We start from the raw sequence: 18,503 nt of genomic DNA, 5'->3' as shown, positions 1-18,503 counted from the left end.
ATTTCCGATCACAGCCAAGGCACAACAACAATGACAGCTAAAGCTCAGCCTGTTTCACACTACGACGTGATCGTCGTCGGCTCCGGTGCCGGTGCAATGACCTCGGCGCTGTTTGCTGCCGAACAGGGTCTATCGGTACTGGTTGTCGAGAAAAGCGACAAGTTCGGCGGTACGTCGGCGATATCCGGCGGCGGCATCTGGATTCCCAATAACCACTACTTTGCCGCCAAAGGCGGTGGCGACAGTGTGGAGCTGGCACTGCAGTACCTCAAAGCTGCCACCGGTGAGCATGGCGATGACAAGCGCTTGCGTGCCTACGTCAAGCACGCGCCGCAGATGATCCGCGCCCTGGTGGACAACAGCCATGTGCGTTACGCCGTGGCGGCGAAGTACCCGGACTACTATCCGCAACTGCCAGGCTCGCTGGCCGGGGGGCGCACCCTCGACCCGGAACTGTTCGATACCAGCCTGCTCGGTGATGAACTGGCCAACCTGCGCACACCCTCACCCTCGACACTGCTGATGGGGCGCATCGCCTGGACCGCACGGCATGCGCACAAGGCCATGTCGCGCTCCTTTGGCTGGCGCCTGCTGATTCTCGGCCTGATGCTGCGCTACAAGCTCGACTTCAAATGGCGCCGCAAGAGCCGGCGCGACCGCCGCGCCGCCTTGGGCAGTGCGCTGGTCGCCTCGTTGCGCCGTTCGCTGATGGACCGCAACATCCCACTGTGGTTGAACACCGACTTCCAGAACCTGATCACCGACAACGGCCGGGTCATTGGCATGCAGGTTTGTCGTGACGGGCAGGCGCTGCAGCTGCATGCCCGCCATGCGGTGATCTTCGGCTCCGGGGGTTTTGAACAGAACCAGGCGTTGCGCGAGCGCTATCTACCGCAGCCGACCCTGCGTGACTGGAGCGCCACGCCACCGGGCAACAACACCGGTGCTGCGTTGCAAGCCGGTATCGAACTGGGTGCAGCGACCGCCCTGATGGATTGGGCCTGGTGGGCGCCGACCATTACCGTGCCCGGCGAAGAAAAACCCCGTGGGGTATTTGCCGAGCGGGCGTTCCCTGGTGCCATCGTAGTCAACAGCCTGGGCCGGCGCTTTGTCAATGAGGCAGCGCCGTACCTGGAATTTGTCGACGCCATGTACCGCGACAACCAGCACACCGGTGGCAAGTCGATCCCATCCTGGGTGATCTTCGATGGCCATTTTCGCTTCAACTACGCCATGGGGCCGTTGATGCCGGCCCAGGTCATGCCCGACAGCCGGCTGCGCAAGGAATGGCTCAATACCTTGTATTTCAAGGCGGACAGCCTGGCGGCGCTGGCGGCGCAGATCGGCGTCGACCGCGCAGGGCTCGAGCAGACCGTGCAGAAGATGAACGCCTACGCCCGCAGCGGCGTCGATGCCGACTTCGGCCGTGGCGGCAACGTGTTCGACCGTTACTACGGCGACAGCAACGTCAAACCCAACCCGTGCCTGGCGCCCCTGAGCAAGGGGCCGTACTACGCGATGCGCCTGGACGCTGGCGATATCGGCACAAAAGGTGGGCTATTGACCAACGAACACGCCCAGGTTGTGAGCCAGGACGGCGAGGTCATTCCTGGCCTGTATGCCATTGGCAACTGCTCGGCGTCGGTCATGGGCACCAGCTATCCCGGCGCGGGCGGCACGTTGGGGCCGGCCATGACGTTCGGCTATATCGCGGCCCATCACATTGCTGCCAACCGTTGAGGAATCGCCATGCGAGCCGCTGTCAAATCGACATGTACCGATATCCAGCCGGCGTTGCAGGTGGCCGATGCCGACGCCATGCTCTGGGATGACCACTGTGATGTGCTGGTGATCGGCTGGGGGGCGGCCGGCGCCTGCGCTGCCCTTGAGGCACGCGCCCAGGGTGCTGACGTGCTGGTCGCCGACCGTTTCACCGGTGGCGGTGCCAGTGCCAAGAGCGGTGGCGTAGTGTATGCCGGCGGTGGCACTCGCCAGCAGCAGGCCGCAGGCTTTAACGACACGCCCGAGGCGATGTTCGCCTACCTCAAGCACGAAACCCAGGGTGTGGTCGCCGATGCCACCTTGCGGCGTTTTTGCCAGGACAGTGCCACCAACCTGGCCTGGCTGGAGGGCCATGGCGTGCCTTATGCCCACAGTATGCCGCCCGGCGGCAAAACCTCGTATCCAGCCGATGGCCAGTTTCTTTATTACTCCGGCAATGAGCTGGTGCCGTCGCACCGTAGCGAGTTGCCGCCGGCCCCGCGTGGCCATCGCACGGTAGGCAAGGGCCAATGTGGCGCGGTGCTGTACGCGCACCTCAAGGCTGCTTGCCTGCGCAACGGTGTGCGGCCGCAACTTCAGTCCGCTGCCCGTCGTCTGGTGAGCGATCACACGGGCAGGGTCGTCGGCGTGGAACTGTGGTGCCTGCCGGCCGGCAGTGCCCAGGCGCGGTTGCATGCCAAATTGGCCGCACGTGCCGAACGGCTGCAGAACTTTGCCCCGCGCTACTGCGATACCTTACGCAAACGCGTGCGCCAGCTGGAACTCGACTTTGCCCGGCCGCGGCTGGTGCGCGCCCGGCGTGGCGTAGTGCTGAGCACCGGTGGCTTCATCTTCAACCGCGAGATGGTCAGCGAGCATGCCCCCAAGTTTCGCCGCAACTTCAAAGTCGGCGCGACCGGCTGCGATGGCAGTGGCGTACGCCTGGGCGTGAGTGTCGGTGGGGTCAGCGACCGACTGCAGCGGGTGTCGGCCTGGCGGTTTATCAACCCACCGTTGTGCTGGCCCAAGGGAATTGTGGTCAACACCCTCGGGCAGCGCTTCGTCAACGAAGAAGTCTATGGCGCCACCTTGGGCCAGCCCCTGTGTGAAGAGCAGGGCGGCAAGGCCTGGCTGGTGCTGGACGCACGCCTGCGCAAGCAATCGATCAAGCAAGCGCTGTTCGACGGTTACTGGTGGTTCCAGAGCTTGCCGGCATTGCTGCTGATGCTTCGCGGTGTGCGAAAGGGCCAGAGCATCGAGCAGTTGGCCCAGGCCACGGGCATGCGTGCTGATGTATTGCGCAGCGCATTGCACGCCTACAACGCAGCCGCCCGGGGGGACGCCGAGGATGCCTTCGGCAAGTCGCAAAGCAGCCGTCAGGTACTCGATCAGGGCCCTTACTATGCCTGTGACATTTCTGTCAGCAACCCGCTGTTCCCCCTCGGGGCGTTGACCCTGGGCGGCCTCAAGGTCAATGAAGACAGCGGCGCGGTGCTTGGCCCTCAAGGCCTGCCGATACCCGGTTTGTACGCCGCCGGCCGTACCGCCATCGGCATTCCTTGCCATTTGTACGTCAGCGGCCTGTCGCTGGCCGATTGTGTGTTTTCCGGGCGACGTGCCGGGCGGTCGTTGACCGCGGCCACGGCTGACGTCGAAATCGAACCCAGCGAGCAATTGATATGAGCCTGGATTACCTGTCAGTACGTGTAACCCGCGTGATTGAAGAGACCGCCGACAGCCGCTCCCTGGAGTTCGAGCTGCCAGAAGCGCTTGCCGAGCGCTTGCGCTATCGACCTGGGCAGTTCCTGACCCTGCGCGTGCCTTACCAGGGGGGGTGGTTGCCGCGCTGTTACTCACTGTCGAGCACGCCGCTGCTCGATGAGCCATTGCGGGTCACGATCAAACGGGTGCGCGACGGACGCGCCTCGAACTGGCTCTGTGACGCCGTGCAGGCGGGCGATACCTTGCAGGTGCTGGCGCCGGCCGGGGTGTTTGTGCCGCGCCAGCTGGACACCGACCTGCTGCTGTTCGGCGGCGGCAGTGGCATCACCCCGGTGCTGTCCATCCTGCGCTCGGCGCTGTTGGCGGGCACTGGCCGCATTCTGCTGATCTACGCCAACCGGGACGAAGCGTCGGTGATATTCCGTGACTCGCTCAAGGCCCTGGCCAGCGCGCACCCACAGCGCCTGCAAGTGATCCACTGGCTCGACTCGGTGCAGGGCATTGCGTCGGTGAGCCAGTTGGCCGAGCTGGCGCGCCCGTTCGTCAGTGCCGAGGCGTTCATCTGCGGTCCTGGACCGTTCATGGATGCTGCCGTCGCTGCCTTGCAGGCGTTAGGCATGCCGAGTGCGCAGGTCCATGTCGAGCGCTTTGTCTCGCTGCCCGAAGAGGGCGAAGTCGCAGTACCGGCTGCCGTCGATACCCGCCACCCGAGCATCCAGCTTTCGGTGCGCCTGGACGGTGAAGAGTTCGAGGTGCCCTGCGTCGAAGGCGAAACCCTGCTCAACGCCATGCGCCGGGCCGGCCTGAACCCGCCAAGTTCTTGTCTGGTCGGCTCCTGTGCCACCTGCATGTGCACGGTTGAACGGGGTGAGGTGCAGATGTTGCGCAACGATGCCCTTGACCAGCAGGAGATAGACCAGGGCTGGACACTGGCTTGCCAGTCCCTGGCCCGCAGCGAGCACCTGCGGGTGCTCTTTCCCGAATAACCCGATGGCGAGTTTGTCACTATGACTGCATGTTCAGCATTACCGGGCAGCGTGCATGCCTGGAACTTGTTGCCTTTATCGATTCCTGCCTTGTTGTTCGCCAGTGCCGAACGCTTTGCCGGTCGGGCAGCGATCGAGGAAGACGGCAGTGTCACTGATTACCGGGATTTGCCGGGGTTGGCACTGGGTGTCTGCCGCAGCCTGATGGCACTGGGGATCGAGGCGGGCGACCGCGTGGCGATCTGGGCACCCAATTGCCGCGACTGGGTGATCGCCGCCTTGGGCGTGCATTGCGCAGGGGCTGTGCTGGTACCGATCAATACCCGCATGAAAGGCGCCGAGGCGGCCGATATCCTGGCGCGCAGCCAGGCGCGGGTGCTGTTGACGCAAGGGGTATTTCTGGGGCTGGACTACCCGGCCATGCTGGCGCCGCTACGTCCGGCCAGCCTGGAACAGCTGGTGGTGTTCGGTACACAGCCGCCGCAGTTGGCCAGCGACCTGGATTGGGCCGGTTTTCTCGCCAGGGGCGAGTCTGTCAGTGAGCTGCAAGCCCGCCAGCGTGCGGTGGCGGTGGGGCCGCGGGATTTGTCCGACTTGCTGTTCACCTCCGGCACCACCGGCAAACCCAAGGGTGTGATGAGTGCCCATGGGCAGAACCTGCGGGCGTACAACGAATATGTGCGGGTCATTGGCCTGCAGCCGGGTGACCGTTACCTGATCATCAACCCGTTTTTTCATGCCTTTGGCTACAAGGCCGGTTGGCTGACCTGCCTGCTGGCTGGCGCGACTATCCTGCCGCATGCGGTGTTCGATGCCGAAGCGGTGTTCCAGCGCATCGCCGCCGAGCGCATCAGCGTGCTGCCAGGGCCGCCCACGCTGTACTTGTCGATGCTGGCCCACCCGCGTCTGGCCCAGACTGATCTGTCCAGCTTGCGCATCGCTGTGACCGGTTCATCGACGATCCCGCCGGTGCTGATCGAGCGCATGCGTCGGGAGCTCGGGGTAGATGTGGTGACCACCGCCTATGGGCTGACTGAGTGTGGGGGCCTGGCGACCATCTGCAACCCGGGTGACCCCGCCGACATTGTTGCCGGCACCAGTGGCCGGGCTATCGATGGTACCGAGGTGTGCATTCGTTCGGCAGATAACCAACCGGTCGCCACGGGCGTGTCGGGGGAGATCTGCCTGCGCGGTTTTCATGTGATGCGGGGTTATTTCAATGACCCGCAAGCGACGGCCCAGGCCATTGATGCCGAGGGTTGGCTACACACCGGCGATATTGGCAATCTGGATGTGCATGGCAACCTGCAAATTACCGACCGCCTCAAGGATATGTTCATTGTCGGTGGCTTCAACTGCTATCCGGCAGAGATAGAGGCTGGTTTGATCCAGCATCCGGCCATCGCGCAGGTAGCGGTGATCGGGGTTGCGGATGAGCGCATGGGGGAGGTGGGGTGTGCCTGCGTGGTATTGCGTGCAGGCCAGCAGCTGGATGAGCCATCTCTGATCGCCTGGGCCAGAGAGCGGATGGCCAACTACAAAGTGCCGCGACAGGTTCGGTTCTTCGAATCATTGCCGGTGAATGCCTCGAACAAGGTAGTCAAACCTGAGCTGCGTCAGGCGGTTCTGCAGGCTGAGGGCGGGCGGGCCTCGCGATGAGGCCCTCATTGAACAACCGCGCAAGGTGTAGCGATATCGCGTAGCGCCGCAGCAGCGAGGGGGCCCGAAGCTAATCGCAGGGCCCCTGGAGCGTTGCTTGGCGCTGGTCCGCCACCCCCATCAGTGCCCTTCAAACCGGGCAGGCCGCTTATCAATAAACGCCTGCATGCCTTCCTTCTGGTCACGTGAGGCAAACAACAAGGCATTGGCCTTGCGCTCCAGCGCCAAACCCGCTTCCAGCGGCGCATCCATCCCCGCAAGAATCACCTCTTTGATCTGCTCGGCAGCCAACGGCGGCATTGCCGCAACCACCTGGGCCAACTTCAAGCCGTGCGCGAGCACCTGATCGTCGGCCACCACCTCACTGACCAGCCCCGCAATCCAGGCCTCCTCAGCCGTGATCGGCTGACCGGCCAGCGCCATCCGCATCGCCTTGGCCTTGCCGACCGCCCGCACCAACCGTTGGGTGCCGCCGATCCCGGGCATGATCCCGATCTTGATCTCCGGCTGGCAGAAGCGTGCACTTTGCCCGGCAACAATGATATCGGCGAGCATCGCCAGCTCGCAGCCACCGCCATAGGCGTAACCGCATACTGCCGCGATCACAGGCTTGGGGCAGTGTTGGATCGGCGCCCAGACCCGCTCGGTGTGGCGCTGATAGATATCAATCGGGCCCACACCGGCCAGGCTGTTGATATCGCCCCCGGCGGCGAACACCTTGTCGCCACCGGTCAGCAGAATGCAGCGCACATCAGCATTGCTCCCCAGCTCAATGAAGTAGTGCGACAGCAGCGCCTGCAGCTCCAGGCTCAGGGCATTGGTGGCGTGCGGGCGGTTGAGCCGCACCAGGGCAACCCCTGGGGCCGGGTACTCCAGCAGCACCGGCGCGGTAAGTGAATCGGACATGATCAACCTCTGGCAGTAGGCACCGCAGAGCGGGCGCCATTGCGCGGATTGTTGCCAGCGCGGCGCCACGCTTCATCGTCCGTTCAGACGACGTGGTGGAGCGGTTTTGCCCCTAGAGTGGCCCTCAACACAAGCATGAGGAGCGTGCCATGAGTGGTCACTCGGGGCTGGATTACAACGGCAAGGTGGTAGTGGTAACCGGCGGAACCAAAGGCATTGGCGCTGGCATTGCCCGCAGCTTTCTGGCCGCCGGGGCCAAGGTGATCGTGTGTGGGCGCAACCTGCCCGAGCAATTGCCGAGCGTTGCTCAGGGCCAGGCGGACTTCATCGCCGCCGACGTGCGCGACCAGGCCTCCTTGCAAGGCCTGTTTGACAGCATCCGCAGCAAATACGGCCGCCTCGATGTGCTGGTCAACAACGCCGGCGGCAGCCCCTCGGCCGACGCGGCTAGCGCCTCGCCGCGTTTTCATGAGGGGATTATCCGCCTCAACCTGATTGCACCGCTCAATGTCGCCCAGCAAGCCAACCTGCTGATGCAGGCCCAGCCCGACGGCGGTTGCATCGTGTTTATTGGCAGCATCAGCGGCCTGCGTGCCTCGCCAGGCACAGCAGCGTACGGCGCGGCCAAGGCCGGCGTGTTGGCCCTGGTGCAGTCGCTGGCAGCGGAATGGGCGCCAAAGGTGCGGGTGGTGGCGATAAGCCCAGGCCTGGTGCGCACCGAGCTTGCCCATCTGCACTATGGCGACGAGCAAGGTATCGCTGCGGTCAGCGCCGGTATCCCGGCCGGGCGCATGGCGGTGCCCGAGGACATCGGCAACGCCTGCCTCTATATCGCTTCACCGCTGGCCACTTACGCCAGCGGTTGCAACCTGTTGCTGCATGGCGGTGGTGAACGCCCGGCTTATCTCGGTGCGGCGCAGGCTACCCCGCACTGATCGACCCACGTCGGCGTTGCGTTGCGGGCGCCGCTTTGAACACGCAGGAGACGAACTTGGCTGATCCAGAATTGCTATCCAAAGTGCGCGCCCTGGTTGGGCGCCAATACGGTCGTGTGAACGCCTGGGACGACGTCAACGCGCCCATGATTCGCCAGTGGTGCGAAGTCATCGGCCTTGAAAACCCGCTCTACACCGACCCCGTGGCAGCTGCCAACAGCAGCAATGACGGCATCATCGCGCCGCCACCCATGCTGCAGATCTGGTGCATGGAAGGCTTTCACATCAATAACTACGCACCAGGCTCGACCACCGAAAACCCCTATGAAGTGCTCGGTGTGATCGAAAGCTATGGCTACCCGTCGGTGGTGGCGGTGAACTCTGAGCTGACCTTCGAGCGCAACCTGCGCCTGGGCGAAAAGCTCTACTACACCACGCGCCTGGACTCGGTCGGCGAGGAAAAGACCACCGGCCTTGGCACTGGCTTTTTTGTCACCCTGGTCATGAGCTACTTCTCGCAGCAGGCCACGGGCGACGAAAAGGTCGGCGAGCTGTTGTTCCGGGTGTTCAAGTTCCGCCCGGCCAACGCGCACAAGGTCCAGGCGCAGCCCCAGGCCGTGGCCGAGCAGGCGCAGGCGAAGCGTCCGGCGCCCGGTGTCAGCGACGACACACGGTTTTTCTGGGACGGCTGCAAGGAAGGCAAGCTGTTGATCCAGCGGTGTACGCAGTGCAGCACCTTGCGCCATCCGCCGGCACCGGTGTGCATCGAGTGCCATTGCTTCGACTGGGATACCCAGCAGGCCAGCGGCAAGGGCCGGTTGTACTCCTTCGTGGTGATGCACTACCCGCAGGTGGCCCCGTTCGATCACCCCAACCCGATCGGTCTGATCGAACTGGACGAGGGCGTACGCCTGATCGCCGGCCTGGTTGGCGTCAAACGTGAAGACATCAGCATTGGCCAGCGTGTGGAGGTCGAGTTTCAGACCTTCGATGACGACCTGGCGCTGCCGATGTTCCGTCCATCGGCAGAGTAGGGGGGTACCATGGATTTTGAACTCAGCGAAGACCAGCGTGCCATTGCCGAAATGGCGGGCAGCCTGATGAGCGACTACTGCACCGACGAGCGCCTGCGGGACTGGGACCTCTGCGGGCAACCCTATATGCAAGACCTGTGGCACAGCTGCGTCCAAACCGGCCTGCATGCCCTGGCCATCCCCGAAGCTGCTGGTGGCAGCGGGCTGGGCATGACCGAGCTGGTGCAGATCCTCGATGCTCAGGGCGGTGCCCTGGCGCAAGTGCCGTTGTGGCGTCACCAATTGGCCGCGACCACCCTCGCCGAGTTCGGCGACAAGGCCCTGGCACCTTGGGTGGAACAGGCTGTGGCGGGCTCAGGCTTGCTGACCCTGAGCCTCGATGGCCTGAACACGGTGCGCGGCATCGAGCTCGAGGCCAGCGCCGAAGAGGGCGGGTGGCGCCTCGATGGCCGGGTTGCGGCGCTCGCCTTGGCCGAGCAGTCGGTGGCAGCGCTGGTACTGGCCCGGGTGATGGGGCAGCCCCGGCTGGTCCTGGTGGACCTCAGCCAGTCGGGCATCAGCCGTGTAGCGGGCGTCATGACCCACGGCGAAGCCATTGCCGACCTGGACTTGCGCGGCGTCAACCTGAGCAATCAGCAAGTGCTGCCCGCCGCGGCCCTGGATTGGCTGGCACCGCGTGCAGTTGCCTCCCTGGCGGCCTTGCAGTTGGGCGTCAGCGCCGAGCAGGTGCACCGCACCGTGGCCTACGTCAGTGAGCGTCAACAGTTCGGCCGCTGCATCGGCAGTTTCCAGGCGGTGCAAATGAGCATGGCCGACACCCATGTGCACCTGGAGGTGTTGCGCAGTGCCCTGTGGCAATTGTGCTACCGCCTCGACGCCGGTCTGCCGGCCCCTTCGCAAGCCTTGGCCACCGCGTACCTGGCGTGCGAAGCCGGGCACCGCATCGGCCACACCGCACAGCATGTGCATGGCGGCATCGGGGTCGACCTGACGTATCCGATCCATCGCTTTCTCTATTGGAGCCGCGCCCTGAGCAGCGCATTGGGAGGGTCGTCGATGATCCTGGAGCGTCTGGGCGACTGGTTGAGCGATAACACTACCTTGGGATGGAAATATGACCTCGATGAACACCAAGCGCTTTGAAGACGTGCGCCCTGGCGAGCAACTGCCCGAGCTGACGATCCCGATCACGGTTGGCCTGATTGCCGGTGGTGCGATAGCCACCCGCGACTACTTTCCCGGTCACCATGACCTGGACGCGGCGCGCGAGCTGGGTTCGCCCCATATCTTCATGAACATCCTGACCACCAACGGCCTGGTGCAACGCTTCATCGAGCAGTGGAGCGGCCCGCAGGTGCAGTTCCGTACGCTGAAAATAAAACTGGGCGCGCCAAACTACCCCGGCGACAGCATGACCTTCAGCGGCGAAGTGACCCATCAGGATGCCGCTACGCGCAGCCTGGAAGTGACCCTCAAGGGCAAAAACTCCATGGGCAATCACGTGACCGGCACGGTCGCGCTGGTTCTGCCTTGATCCGCGGGAGACAACACAGATGACGAATTCGTCGATTTCCGGGCGCGCCGCCATTGCAGGGCTGGGCGCAACCGAGTTTTCCAAGAATTCCGGGCGCACCGAACTGCGCCTGGCCATGGAAGCGACCCTGGCAGCGCTCGAGGACGCCGGAATTGACCCTGGCGAAGTCGAGGGTTTCAGTTCCTATTCGGTGGATAAGGTACCGGAGTACGAAATTGCCCGCCTGCTGGGCTGCAAGGACGTCAAGTTCTTCTCCCAGGTGCCCCACGGTGGCGGCGCCGCCTGCGGGCCGGTGATGCATGCGGCGATGGCGGTGGCCACCGGGGTGGCCAAGGTGGTGGTGGTCTATCGGGCGATGAACGAACGCTCCTGGTACCGCTTCGGTACCGGCAGCTATGGCTTTGCCTCGACGCCGACCTTCGAGAACGTGAACTACGGCTGGTACATGCCGCACGGCTTTCACACCCCGGCGGCCTGGGTCGGCATGTTTGCCCAGCGCTACATGCACACCTACGGTGCTACCTCCGAGGACTTTGGCCGGGTGGCGGTGGCAGTGCGCGATTTTGCCGCCACCAACCCCCAGGCATTTTTCTACGGCAAGCCCATCACCCTTGAAGAACACCAGGCCTCGCGCTGGATCTGCGAGCCGTTGCACCTGCTGGACTGTTGCCAGGAGTCCGATGGCGCGGTGGCCATGGTGATCACCTCGGCCGAGCGGGCCAGAGACCTCAAGCAAAAGCCTGTGATCATCAAGGCCGGCTCCCAGGGCATCAGCGCCGGGCAACAAGTGATGACCTCCTACTACCGCGACGACATTACCGGGCTGCCGGAAATGGGTGTGGTCGCCAAAGAGCTTTACAGCCAGTCGGGCCTGGGCCCGGAGGCGTTGCAGACTGCCGTGATCTACGACCACTTCACGCCATTCGTACTGCCGCAACTGGAAGAATTCGGCTTTGCAAGGCGCGGTGAGGCCAAGGAATTCATCCGTGCCGGGCACCACGCCCGTGGCGGCAAACTGCCAATCAATACCCACGGCGGGCAGTTGGGCGAAGCCTACATCCACGGCATGAACGGCATCGCCGAAGCCGTGCGGCAGGTACGGGGTACGGCGGCCAACCAGGTGGACAGTGTCGAAAACGTGTTGGTGACCGCCGGAACCGGCGTGCCCACCAGCGGCCTGATTCTCGGCGCGGTATAAGGAGCGTCCCATGTTCGTCGATCTCACCCCCGAACAGCATGCCCTGAGGCTGAAGGTCCGGGACTATTTCCAGAACCTGATGACCCCCGAGCTTCGCCAGCAGATGCGCGGCACCGAAGGCGGCGAGCTGTTTCGCCGCACCATCGCCCAGATCGGCCGTGACGGCTGGCTGGCGGTTGGCTGGCCGAAGGCCTATGGCGGCCAGGGCTACGCGGCCACCGAGCAATTGATCTTCTTCGAAGAAGCCAACATTGCTGGCGCACCGCTGCCGTTCGTGACCATCAGCACGGTTGGCCCGGCCCTCATGGCCCACGGCTCGGCGCTGCAAAAAGAAAAATTCCTGCCCGGTATCGCCGCCGGCGAGATCAACTTTGCCATCGGCTACTCCGAAGCCAGTGCCGGCAGCGACCTGGCCGTGTTGAAAACCACCGCGCGCGAAGACGCCGACGGCTTCTTGGTCAACGGCAGCAAACTGTGGACCTCGGGCGCCGACTCGGCCGACTACATCTGGCTGGCGGCACGTACTGATCCTGAGCAGGCGCGGCACAGGGGCATCTCGATCCTGATTCTCGATACCCAGGCCGAAGGCTTCTCCAGTACGCTGATTCCGACCTCCGGAAACCCCACGGCCGCCACGTATTACGATAACGTGCGGGTGCCGAGGGATATGCTGGTGGGCGAACTGCACGGTGGCTGGAAACTCATCACCGCACAGCTCAACCACGAGCGCCTGGGCCTGGGGGCCTGGTCAGACAAGGTCGTCAGCCTGTTCAGCCGGGTGTACCTATGGGCTCGGTGTGCTGATGAGCAGGGCCAGCGTGCTACCGACCATGCCTGGGTGCGGCGCGATCTGGCCGAGTGTTATGCCCGGCTCGAAGCCATGCGCCTGATCAACTTCCGTATTGCCGCCGACCTTGAGCGTGATCGCGTCGATGTCGCGCTGGCCTCGACCACCAAGGTCTACGGCTCGGAATCGGCGATCGAGATCCTGCGCAAGCTGTCGGCCATCGTCGGTGCCAGCGGCCTGACGCGGGCGGGTTCTGCGGCGGCTTATCTGCTCGGCGAGCTGGAGTATGAAGTGCGCGCCTCGGTGAACCTGACCTTCGGCGGTGGTACCAATGAAATCCAGCGCGAGTTGATTGCCCAATTCGGCCTGGGCATGCCGCGCACGCAACGCTGAGTCACCGTTGTACCCTTGAAGCGAATAACAATAACGTCCCTTTCAGGTGAACGAATGAGCGCAATCGAGCAGTTCAGGCAAGCGACGCGCCAATGGCTGGAGGCCAATTGCCCGCCATCGCTGCGCACGCCCACCCCCGACGGCGAAATCGTCTGGGGTGGCCGTCAAGTAGACTTTCCCAGCGAAGACGCCCGGCTCTGGTTCGAGCGTATGCGTGACAAAGGCTGGTTCTGCCCGCAATGGCCCAGCGAATACGGCGGTGGCGGGCTGAGCGCCGAGTACAACGCGGTGCTGGAAAGCGAGCTGCGCCGGCTAAAGTGTCGGCCGGCGCAGATCAACCTGGGCATCTGGATGCTCGGCCCGGTGCTGCTGGAGTTCGGTAGCGAAGCGCAGAAGCAGGCGCTGCTGCCACCGATGTGTCGCGGCGAAGTGCGCTGGTGCCAGGGCTTCTCCGAGCCCAATGCCGGTTCCGACCTTGCCAGCCTGAAAACCTCGGCGGTGGCCGATGGCGATGACTTCGTGATCAACGGCACCAAGATCTGGACCTCGTATGGCGACAAGTCCGACTGGATGTATGCCCTGGTGCGCACTGATCCGAAAGCGCCCAAGCACCAGGGGATCAGCCTGATCGTGCTGGACATGAAAAGCCCCGGGGTGAGTGTTTCACCGATTGACCTGATCAGCGGCAAATCGGCTTTCTGCCAAGTGTTCTTCGATAACGTACGCGTTCCGCAAAGCCAGTTGATCGGGCCGCTCAACGGTGGCTGGAACCTGGGCAAGAGCCTGCTGCAGCACGAGCGCAAGGCCATGTCCAAGTTCGGCGAGTTCAGCCTGCCCACGCACTTCCACCTGCTGCCGTTGATCGAACGCTACCTGCCCGACAGCCAGGCGCCTGCCGACCAGGCCCTGCGTGCTCGGGCCCAGGCCTGCGCGATGAATGAACATGCCTACAACCTCACCGTGCAGCGCATGGGCGAGGAGGCCCGGGCTGGCCTGGATATCAGCGCGATCATGGCCATCATGAAACTGGTGCATACCGAGCAGGAGCGCGACAAGTTCGAGATTCTCCTCGATGCCCTTGGCTACCGCGCGCTGGGCGTTGAAGGCGAGCCGTTCAGCAGCCAGGAACTGGCGATTACCCGAGGCTGGCTCAACAGCTATGCCCTGACCATTTCCGGCGGTTCGTCGGAGGTGCAGTTGAATGTCATCGCCAAGCGGGTCTTGAACCTGCCCAGTGCTTGAGGGGAGTTTGAACATGAGTCTGGTGTATAGCGAAGAGCAACGCCTGTTGGCCGACAGCGCCTGCGAATTCCTCGCGGCGCGCAGCCCGGTGGCGGCGCAGCGGCGTCTGCGCGATGAGGCAAGCGTGCCAGGGTATGACCCGCAGCTGTGGCAAGAAGCCGTGGGCCTGGGCTGGAGTGGCATTCCATTTCCCGAGGCGTTGGGCGGGCTTGAATTCGGCTGCATGGGCCTGGGGCCGATTTTCGAGGCCATGGGCAGAAACCTCTCGGCTTCACCCTTGTTGTCCAGTGTGGTACTCGGTGGCTCGCTGATCCATCTGGCTGGCGGCGCGGCGCAACAGGACCAGTGGCTGACGGCGGTGATCAGTGGCGAGCGGCGCCTGGCCCTGGCACTGGATGAAAAGCCGCGCCATGCCCCTGAGCACACGGCACTGACGGCGATGGCCGAGGCTGGTGGTTATCGTCTGGATGGCGAGAAATTCTTCGTCATCGATGGCCTGGGCGCCGATGCCTACCTGGTAGCGGCGCGCACCAGTGGCCGCGCGGGTGAGAAGCAGGGCATCAGTGCATTCCTGATCCCGGCGAACACCCCGGGCTTGCAGGTCAGCGCATTGACGCTGATCGACTCGCGCAATTGCGCGCGGCTGCGTCTGAGTGCCGTGCAAGTGGGCAGCGAAGCTTTGCTCGGTACGCTCGGTGGGGCTTGGTCGGTGCTGGACGAGGCGCTGGACCGGGGACGTGCTTGCCTGGCCGCCGAGTTGCTCGGCGCTGCCGAGCAACTGTTTGCCATGACCCTGGAATACCTCAAGACCCGCGTGCAGTTCGATGTGCCCATCGGTTCGTTTCAGGCACTGCAACATCGGGCCGCGCGCTTGCATGTGGAGTTGCAGCTGGCCCGCAGCGCGGTGATGGCGGCGTTGGCCGCACTCGATGACAACGCGTTGAGCGCGGCCGAGCGCGGGCGGCTGGTGAGCCTGGGCAAATGGAAGGCCGGCGAGGTGGCCGCCCAGGTCAGCAATGAGGCGGTACAGATGCACGGTGGCATCGGTGTCACCGATGAGCTGGACGTCGGCCTTTACCTCAAGCGGATTCGCGTAGCCCAGGCGTGCCTGGGTGACAGTGACTTCCAGTGCGCGCGCTACGCCGCTTTTGCGTCTTTGGAGAGCTAAGAACATGAAGCTGGAACAGTGGCGCAACGCCTGGCAGCAATTGATTGGCCCTGGTTCGCCGTTCGAGGTGGTGTCTTCGCCCAACGACGGCCTGCGGTATTTTCGCCATGCACCTGCGAACTTGCTCGAAGCCATCGATGCAGGCCGTGCGCACGGTGAGCGTGAGTTTCTGGTGTGGGAGCAGCAACGGCTGACGTTCGCCGGGTTTTTCGATCAGGTCGACCGCCTGGCTGCGCAACTGGCGCAGCGCTTCGGGGTAAAGCAGGGTGATCGAGTGGCCATTGCCATGCGCAATCAGCCTGCCTGGCTGGTGGCCTTTGTCGCGGTGCAGCGTTGTGGCGCGGTGTGCGTGCCGTTGAACAGCTGGGGCCTGCGTGACGAATTGTTCCATGGCCTGCAAGACAGCGGTGCACAGGTGCTGGTCTGTGATGAACAGCGCCTGCAATTGCTGACCAGCGACCTGCTTGCACAGCGACTGGTCAGCATTGTGGTTGGCATGCCGGCGGGGCAAGCATTAGCGGCCAACTGCCAGCGTTTCGAAGAGCTGATCCAGGGGCCGCTGCTGGCGCTGCCGGCCATCGAGATCAATCCGGCTGACCCGGCGCTTATCCTTTATACCTCTGGCACCACCAGCCGGGCCAAGGGCGTGCTGTCCAGCCATCGGGCCATTTGCCAGGCGCTGGCAGCACTGGAGTTCCAGTCGGCGTTCTGCGCCGTGAGTTCGCCCGAGCGGATCCAGGCGGTGATCGCCAGTGGCTTGGCACCGACCAACCTGATGGCGGTGCCGCTGTTCCATGTCAGTGGCCTGCACGCGCAGTTTTTGCTGGGGCTGCGCAGCGGCAGGCGCTTGTTGCTGATGTACAAATGGGACGTGGACAAAGCGTTCGACCTGATTCGCGACGAGCGCTGCACCCAGTTCAATGGCGCACCGGTAATGATGCAGCAATTGCTTGGCTCGCCGCGGTTTGCCAGCACCGACAGCGACAGCCTGTACGGCCTCGGCCTGGGCGGGGCGGTGGCCTCCAGTCGGCTGCTGGCGCATATCAGCAAGCGCAAGCCCCATGCAATTGGTGGCAGTGGCTATGGCTTGACCGAAAGCAACGGCATCGGTGCCGCAGTGGGCGGCGATCAGTTCGTCTACAAACCCGACTCGGTGGGCTGGCCGCTGCCGATCGTGGATGTATGCATTGGGCCGGACCCGTCTTCACCGCTACCGGCGGGGCGCAGCGGTTTGATCTGGCTACGTTCGCCGACCCTGATGAACGCTTACTGGCGGCTGCCTGAAGCCAGTGCCGAGACCTTGCGCGACGGTTGGCTCGACACCGGTGATATTGGCCATCTGGACGACGAGGGTTTCCTGTACATCACCGACCGTGCCAAGGACCTGATCAACCGGGCGGGCGAGAAGATATCCGCCAGTGAAGTGGAGTCGTGTATCTGCGAAATGCCTGGAGTGACCGAGGCGGCCGCCTTTGCCCTGGACGATGAGGAACTGGGCGAGCGCCTGGCCCTGGTGTTGCGCATAGACCTGCAGCCAGCGCCGACCCACGAGCAGGTGTGCGCCTTTATCGGCCAGCGCCTGGCGGCCTACAAGGTGCCAGCCGAGGTACACCTGCGCCGCGATCCGCTGCCGCGTAATGCGTCGGGCAAGGTGATCAAGGCGCAACTGAAGGAATCATTGGTCGGCGCCTGACTGATTAGTCTTTCCGGACGATGTACTCCCCCGCAGATCAGGAACAATGGAGGTACCCCAGTAGTCCTGGTCTGCGAAGGAGTCAACCGATGAAAATAACAACAAAAGGCGTGATGTTCGTAGCTGCAGTGGCCGCCAATGTCGGCCTGCAAGGCAACGCACTTGCGCAAGTGTCGCCTGAAGAGGCTGCCAAACTCGGCAAGGAACTGACCTGTGTCGGTGCCGAGAAAGCCGGTAATGCGGAGGGCACCATTCCGCCCTACACCGGCAAGTACCTTGGCGAAGTGCCGGGCTGGAACCATGTGAAGTTTTCCGGCGGTCAACCGGTCGATCCCTACGCCAACGAGAAGCCCATCCTGGTGATCACCGCGCAGAACATGGGCCAGTACGAGAGCCATTTGACCGAAGGCCAGAAGGCCCTGCTCAAGCGCTACCCCACCACCTACAAAATGAACATCTACCCGGGCCACCGGGACTTCCGTTACCCGGACTACGTCTGCGAGCGGGCGATGAAGAACGCCTTGAGCGCCAAGCTGGTCGACGACGGCATGGGCATCGAGGGGATTGGCCAAGTCCCGTTCCCGATTCCGAAAAACGGCATGGAGCTGCTGTGGAACCACCAGTTGCCGGCACGGGCCTACACCGAAGAAAAGGTCAGCGACCTGGCTTCGGTGTTGCCAAACGGCAGCATCGGCTGGGGCCGCGCCTATGCACGCAACCTCTCTCAAGCCAACTCACCGACCGTCGAGCCAAAAACTGAAGGCCAGATACAGGCCATGAGCTGGAACACCACCTTGAAGCCAGTGCGCGACAACGGTGTGGTGAGTATTTCGCAAGAGCCCTATAACTTCCTCGCCAACCCTCGCCAGGCCTGGAGCTACAGCCCGTCCACCCGGCGTGTGCGGCAACTGCCTGGCTACGGGTACGATCAGCCGATGATCGGCACCAACGGCACCATGACGGTTGACGAAGACCGCCTTTACAACGGTTCGCCCGAGCGCTTCAACTGGACGCTGATCGGCAAGCGCGAAGTCTACGTGCCGGCCAACGCCTTCAAACCCAATACCGGTGACATCAAGTACGCCGACATGCTTACCCCCAACCACCCCAACCCCGACTACATGCGCTACGAGCTGCGCCGTGTGTGGGTGCTTGAGGCCAAGTTGAAAGAAGGCTACCGCCATGTATACGGCAAGCGTGTGCTGTTTATTGACGAAGATACCTGGAACGCAGTGGTTGCGGACAACTATGACAGCCGTGGAGCGTTGTGGAAGCACGCGATGATCAACTACTACTACCACCCGGACATGAGCGCCTGGCAGGCCGGTTCGCAGTTCTTCATGGACCTGAACTCGGGCCAGTACACTGGCTACGCCATGACCAACGAATCGAAGAAAGGACCGATTCTCAACGAAGCCAAATTCACCCCGGACATGTACACTGCCGATGCGGCGAGGGCGATGGGGCGGTAACGACAAAGCCAAA

Annotated in this window: 15 protein-coding genes; 14 read left to right on the top strand and 1 reads right to left on the bottom strand. The window is 63.5% G+C overall.

Going from position 1 to position 18,503, the window contains the following annotated elements; all coding sequences use genetic code 11:
* Positions 1-30 precede the first annotated feature (30 nt).
* From ACN6NG_RS14885 to ACN6NG_RS14870, 4 genes are read left to right on the top strand one after another with little or no spacing between them, the layout of a single operon-like run.
* A complete protein-coding gene (locus ACN6NG_RS14885; RefSeq protein WP_063424357.1) occupies positions 31-1,740 on the top strand; it encodes an FAD-dependent oxidoreductase in 1,710 nt (569 codons plus the stop codon).
* Positions 1,741-1,749: 9 nt separating this feature from the next.
* Positions 1,750-3,444, top strand: a complete 1,695-nt coding sequence (locus ACN6NG_RS14880; protein ID WP_081237953.1) for an FAD-binding protein — start codon at positions 1,750-1,752, stop codon at positions 3,442-3,444.
* Positions 3,441-4,469 carry a 2Fe-2S iron-sulfur cluster-binding protein gene (locus ACN6NG_RS14875; protein WP_474314746.1) on the top strand — a complete coding sequence of 343 codons (1,029 nt, stop codon included), beginning with the start codon at positions 3,441-3,443 and terminating at the stop codon, positions 4,467-4,469. The genes ACN6NG_RS14880 and ACN6NG_RS14875 overlap by 4 nt, the downstream gene beginning before the upstream one ends.
* Before the next feature lie 21 nt (positions 4,470-4,490).
* Entirely contained in the window at positions 4,491-6,128 is a 1,638-nt protein-coding gene (locus ACN6NG_RS14870; RefSeq protein ID WP_474314744.1) for a FadD3 family acyl-CoA ligase, read from the top strand.
* A gap of 120 nt (positions 6,129-6,248) precedes the next feature.
* Here the strand turns inward: ACN6NG_RS14870 and ACN6NG_RS14865 are convergent, their stop codons facing one another.
* On the bottom strand, positions 6,249-7,034 hold the full coding sequence (locus tag ACN6NG_RS14865; RefSeq protein WP_138736446.1) for an enoyl-CoA hydratase: 786 nt from the start codon (positions 7,032-7,034) through the stop codon (positions 6,249-6,251).
* 149 nt (positions 7,035-7,183) lie between these two features.
* Between ACN6NG_RS14865 and ACN6NG_RS14860 the strand changes: the two genes are divergently transcribed.
* The 10 genes from ACN6NG_RS14860 to ACN6NG_RS14815 all read left to right on the top strand — a co-directional run bounded on the left by ACN6NG_RS14860 (position 7,184) and on the right by ACN6NG_RS14815 (position 18,490).
* Positions 7,184-7,969: an SDR family oxidoreductase gene (locus ACN6NG_RS14860; RefSeq protein ID WP_063424353.1), complete on the top strand. Its 786-nt coding sequence runs from the start codon at positions 7,184-7,186 to the stop codon at positions 7,967-7,969.
* A gap of 56 nt (positions 7,970-8,025) precedes the next feature.
* Positions 8,026-9,003, top strand: a complete 978-nt coding sequence (locus ACN6NG_RS14855) for a bifunctional MaoC family dehydratase N-terminal/OB-fold nucleic acid binding domain-containing protein (protein ID WP_474314741.1) — start codon at positions 8,026-8,028, stop codon at positions 9,001-9,003.
* Between the two features lie 9 nt (positions 9,004-9,012).
* Complete coding sequence (locus ACN6NG_RS14850; protein WP_474314738.1) at positions 9,013-10,146, top strand: acyl-CoA dehydrogenase family protein; 1,134 nt, start codon at positions 9,013-9,015, stop codon at positions 10,144-10,146.
* Positions 10,118-10,537 carry a MaoC family dehydratase gene (locus tag ACN6NG_RS14845; protein ID WP_016499783.1) on the top strand — a complete coding sequence of 140 codons (420 nt, stop codon included), beginning with the start codon at positions 10,118-10,120 and terminating at the stop codon, positions 10,535-10,537. The genes ACN6NG_RS14850 and ACN6NG_RS14845 overlap by 29 nt, the downstream gene beginning before the upstream one ends.
* 19 nt (positions 10,538-10,556) lie before the next feature.
* A complete protein-coding gene (locus ACN6NG_RS14840) occupies positions 10,557-11,735 on the top strand; it encodes a lipid-transfer protein (RefSeq protein ID WP_174369584.1) in 1,179 nt (392 codons plus the stop codon).
* A 10-nt stretch (positions 11,736-11,745) separates the two neighbouring features.
* Positions 11,746-12,915 carry an acyl-CoA dehydrogenase family protein gene (locus ACN6NG_RS14835; RefSeq protein WP_474314735.1) on the top strand — a complete coding sequence of 390 codons (1,170 nt, stop codon included), beginning with the start codon at positions 11,746-11,748 and terminating at the stop codon, positions 12,913-12,915.
* Between the two features lie 54 nt (positions 12,916-12,969).
* Positions 12,970-14,157 carry an acyl-CoA dehydrogenase family protein gene (locus tag ACN6NG_RS14830; protein ID WP_063424349.1) on the top strand — a complete coding sequence of 396 codons (1,188 nt, stop codon included), beginning with the start codon at positions 12,970-12,972 and terminating at the stop codon, positions 14,155-14,157.
* 13 nt (positions 14,158-14,170) lie between these two features.
* The gene (locus ACN6NG_RS14825) at positions 14,171-15,325 is read left to right on the top strand and encodes an acyl-CoA dehydrogenase family protein (protein ID WP_063424348.1); all 1,155 of its coding nucleotides are present in this window, start codon (positions 14,171-14,173) and stop codon (positions 15,323-15,325) included.
* Positions 15,326-15,329: 4 nt separating this feature from the next.
* Positions 15,330-17,018: a class I adenylate-forming enzyme family protein gene (locus ACN6NG_RS14820; RefSeq protein ID WP_474314733.1), complete on the top strand. Its 1,689-nt coding sequence runs from the start codon at positions 15,330-15,332 to the stop codon at positions 17,016-17,018.
* 89 nt (positions 17,019-17,107) lie between these two features.
* On the top strand, positions 17,108-18,490 hold the full coding sequence (locus ACN6NG_RS14815) for a DUF1329 domain-containing protein (RefSeq protein WP_240979214.1): 1,383 nt from the start codon (positions 17,108-17,110) through the stop codon (positions 18,488-18,490).
* Positions 18,491-18,503 lie beyond the last annotated feature (13 nt).

The organism is Pseudomonas sp. TSO6, from assembly GCF_056098905.1.
Note: the sequence above shows the minus strand (reverse complement) of the source record. Positions and strands in the feature narration are given on the sequence as shown.